1 protein-coding gene and 1 pseudogene are annotated in these 3,912 nt (G+C 76.8%); one reads left to right on the top strand and one right to left on the bottom strand.

Annotated elements, in window-relative coordinates:
• A pseudogene (locus EHS43_RS48435) lies at window positions 1–164 on the top strand (MFS transporter); the annotation flags it as partial.
• 382 nt (window positions 165–546) lie between these two features.
• On the opposite strand, the gene EHS43_RS39560 reads toward EHS43_RS48435, so the two are convergent.
• On the bottom strand, window positions 547–3,912 hold a 3,366-nt coding region (locus EHS43_RS39560; protein ID WP_148104218.1), incomplete at its 5' end, for a cation-translocating P-type ATPase.

The raw sequence follows: 3,912 nt of genomic DNA, 5'->3' as shown, positions 1-3,912 counted from the left end.
TGTCCGCCGCGGTGCCGGGGTGGTGGATCCTGGCCGGGTGCGGGTTCGCGGTGCTGGTGCTCGGGGCGGTGACGAGCGGTACGTGGGCGCGGCGGACGGCTGAGCGGACGGCTGAGCGGCTGGAGTCCGCGGAGGTCCGTGAGGCGGCGGGGGTCAGCGCGTAGGCCTCCGGCCGGGGCTGGTCGCGCAGCGCCCGGGGTCAGCGCGTCGGTTCGCGACCGACCGCCGGTGGGGGCTGGTCGCGCAGTTCCCCGCGCCCCTGGGGGGCGGGTTCGCCTGTGTCGACTCAGCGCCCTCCGATCCGACGGCAGAGTCAGCGCGTAGTTCTTCGGCCTCCCGCCCGTGGGGGCTGATCGCGCAGTTCCCCGCGCCCCTGGAGGGGTCGGGTTCACCTGTGTCGACTCAGCGCCCTCCGATGCGACGGCAGAGTCAGCGCGTAGTTCTTCGGCCTCCCGCCCGTGGGGGCTGGTCGCGCAGTTCCCCGCGCCCCTGGGGGGGGTCGGGTTCGCCTGTGTCGACTCAGCGCCCTCCGATGCGGCGGGAAAGTCACATGAGCCGGCTCAGTACCCTTCGCTCCAGCACCGGGAGCGTGCGTTGGGCTGTCAGGGCCAGGGTTATTGCTGTGGCCACGCCCGTCCAGGCCAGGGGGCCCAGGGGGGTGCAGCCGAAGAGCTGGCTGACTCCCGGGGTTTCCACCAGGGCGATCAGGGCCGCCGCCGAGCCCAGGGAGGTCACCCGGACCAAGGGGCTCCTCCGGCGGTCCGCCAGGGTCTGGGCGAGCTGGGTGCCGACCACCGCGCACAGGGCCATCGTGGTCGAGCGGCGGGCCGTGCCCGGGGTGAAGCGGCCGATGAGCCAGGCCACCGTGGCCCCCAGGCAGGTGGTGAGGGCACGGTCGCGGATCTGGTGGATCAGTGAGGTGCCGAGGACCGTGTCGGCCGAGGGCTCGTCCTCCGTGGGTTTCTCCGTCGGCGTCACCGCGACCGCCATCGCGGGGAACAGGTCGGTGAAGAGGTTCACCAGGAGCATCTGGCGGGTGGACAGGGGGGCCGCGCCCGACAGGAGCGTGCCGAGGATGCCGAAGCCCACCTCGCCCGCGTTGCCGCCGATCAGGATGGCGATGGCGTCGGCGACGCTGTGCCACAGGGCGCGGCCCTCGCGCACGGACTCGATGAGGGCGGTGAGGTCGTCGCCGGTGAGGACGATGTCGGCGGCGTTGCGGGCGGCGGCCGAGCCGCGGGCGTTGATGCCGACGCCGATGTCGGCGGCCCGGATGGCGGCCGCGTCGTTGGCGCCGTCGCCGACCATGCCGACGACCCGGCCCGCGTCCCTGAGCGCCTCGACGACCTGGAGCTTCTGCTCGGGCGCCACCCTGGCCACGACATCGGCGTCCCGCAGCATCCGGGAGCGGGCCGAGCGGTCGGCGGCGGCCAGTTCGTCGCCGGTGACGACCGTGGCGTCCTCGGGCCAGCCGAGGTCGGTGGCGATGGCGTGCGCGGTCCGCGGGTGGTCGCCGGTCAGCACGACCGGCCGTACGCCCGCCTCGCGCAGCCCGCGCACCAGGTCCGGGGAGGTGTCCCGGGCCACGTCGGCGAGGGCCAGCAGACCCACGAACTCCAGGTCCCGCAACGGCTCTTCGGGTACGGTCCGCTCGTCGTCGCCGAGCGGGCGCCGGGCCACCGCGAGGACCCGCAGGCCGTCGTCCGCCAGGGCGTGGGCCCGCTCGGTGGCGTCGGCGGGGAGGTCCGCGCAGGCGGGCAGGACCGTCTCCGGGGCGCCCTTGAGCACCAGGTGAGGAGAGCCGTCGCCCACCTGTCCGACGGCGGCGGCGTAACCGCGGCCGGCCTCGAAGGGCAGGCCCTCCAGCTGCCGCCACTCCTCGTCGGGGGCGGCCGCGTCCAGGACGGCCTCGTCGGTGGCGTGGGCCGGGTGCTGCCCGGATTCGCCGTCGAGCTGCGGACAGGCGCGGGCCGCGATCCGCAGCGGGCCGTCCGCGTCGGGCCCGCCGGGGGTGTGGGCCGTGCCGTGCGCGTCGGTGACCCGGACCAGGCGCAGCCGGTTCTCGGTGAGGGTGCCGGTCTTGTCGAAGCAGATGGTGTCCATCCGGCCCAGGGCCTCCAGGGTGCGCGGGGCGCGGACCAGGACGCCGTGCGCGCTGAGCCGGCGGGCGGCCGCGAGCTGCGCGACGGTGGCCACCAGCGGCAGCCCTTCCGGTACGGCGGCCACCGCGACCGCGACGCCGCCGCCGACGGCCCGGCGCAGGGGGGTGCCGCGCACCAGGGCGAGCCCGGTGACCGCGGCGCCGCCCGCCATCGTCAACGGCATCGCCTTGCGGGTGAGTTCCTGGAGCCGGGCCTGGACCCCCGCGGCGGCCGGGGTGCGGGCGGCGAGCGCGACGGCCCGGGCGGCCTCGGTGCGGTCCCCGGTGTCCACGACGACCGCGCGGGCCTTCCCGGCCACCACGGTCGTCCCCTCGAAGACCATGCAGTGCCGTTCGGCGACGGGGGCGCGCGGGCTCGGGTCGGTGCGCTTGCCCACCGGGAGCGACTCGCCGGTCAGTGCGGACTCGTCCACTTCGAGGCCGTCCTCCCACAGCAGCCGGGCGTCGGCGGGTACGACGTCGTCCAGCGTGAGCTCGATGACGTCACCCGGGCTCAGCCCGGCGGCGTCGACCATGTGCGGTTCCGCGTCGTCCTCGTCCGCGACCCGGGCCTTCCGCTTCTGCTGGTCGAGCAGCCCGGACAGGGCCCGCTCGGCGCGCAGCCGCTGGAGTCCGCCGACGAGCGCGTTCAGGTCGAGGGCGCCGAGCACCAGCAGGGCGTCCATCGCGGACCCGAGGATCGCGGAGGCGGCCGAGCCGACCGCCAGGACGGGGGTGAGCGGGTCGTCCAGCTCACCGCGCACGGCCCGGGCGAGCTGTGCCGACCACCTGGCGGGGGCCAGCACGGGCAGTCGTACGACGGCGTCGGTGGCGGTGCGCACCCGTGCGGCCGTCTGCTCGGTGAGCGTCGGCTCCGGGGGCGCCTGCTCCTCCAGCCGGTCGCGTACGGCGTCCGGGCGCAGGGCGTGCCAGGCCACCCGGGGGCGCGGGTGCGGGAGGCTCACGGCGGCCACCCGCAGGGCGGCGCGGGTGCCGGTGAGGAGGGCGGCGGCCGCGGCCGCGTCGACGGGGGCGTGCCGCAGTCCGGGCAGCGCCGTACGGCGTCCGCCGCGGCCCGACTCGCCGACGGCGACGAGGAGTCCGGACAGGGCGGCGCCCGAGCGGGCCAGGGTCTGGGAGCGGCGGCCGACCGCGCGGGCCTCCGGTACGGCGGTCAACAGCCGCCAGAGGTCCGGCAGTCCGTGCGGGGCGAGGACGTCGGCACCCCAGGCGACCGCGTGGCCGCCGTCGGTGAGGCAGACGGCCACGTCGCCGCGCAGGAGTCCGGCGACGACGTCGGCGTCCTGGGGGCGGGCGACGGTGAGCACCCCGCCCTCGTCCTCGCCGAGTTGGTCGACGATGTCCCGCAACGGCCGTCCGGCGTCCACGACCTGGTCGGCGAGACCGGTGAAGTCGGCCAGGGCGGGATCGTCCGGGACCACGACCCGCAGTCCGGCGCGCCGGGCGGCGTCCAGCACGGGCTCGGCCCAGGCGTCGGCGCCCGCGCCCGGGGTGCGCAGGGCGCTCGGGTGCAGGAGGACGGTGCCGACGGTCTCCAGTTGCCGCAGCCGGTCCGGGTCGCGCACCAGGACACCGGACCGCGCCAGGCTCGCGCTCAGGACCGCGTGGAAGGTGGCGGGGCCGTAGCGGGCGGCCTTGGGGGAGCCGGCGAGGACGGCCTCGGCGGCCTCGGTCACGTCGTGCTTGACGAGGAGCGCGGCGGCGGCGCCGACGACGCTGCCGGCCGAGGCGTGGCCCGCGTACTCCTGGGC

Origin of the sequence: Streptomyces sp. RP5T (assembly GCF_003933965.1) — a bacterium.
Taxonomy (GTDB): Bacteria; Actinomycetota; Actinomycetes; order Streptomycetales; family Streptomycetaceae; genus Streptomyces.
The sequence above is the reverse complement of the archived record's forward strand: the minus strand, read 5'-3'. Positions and strand labels throughout refer to the sequence as shown.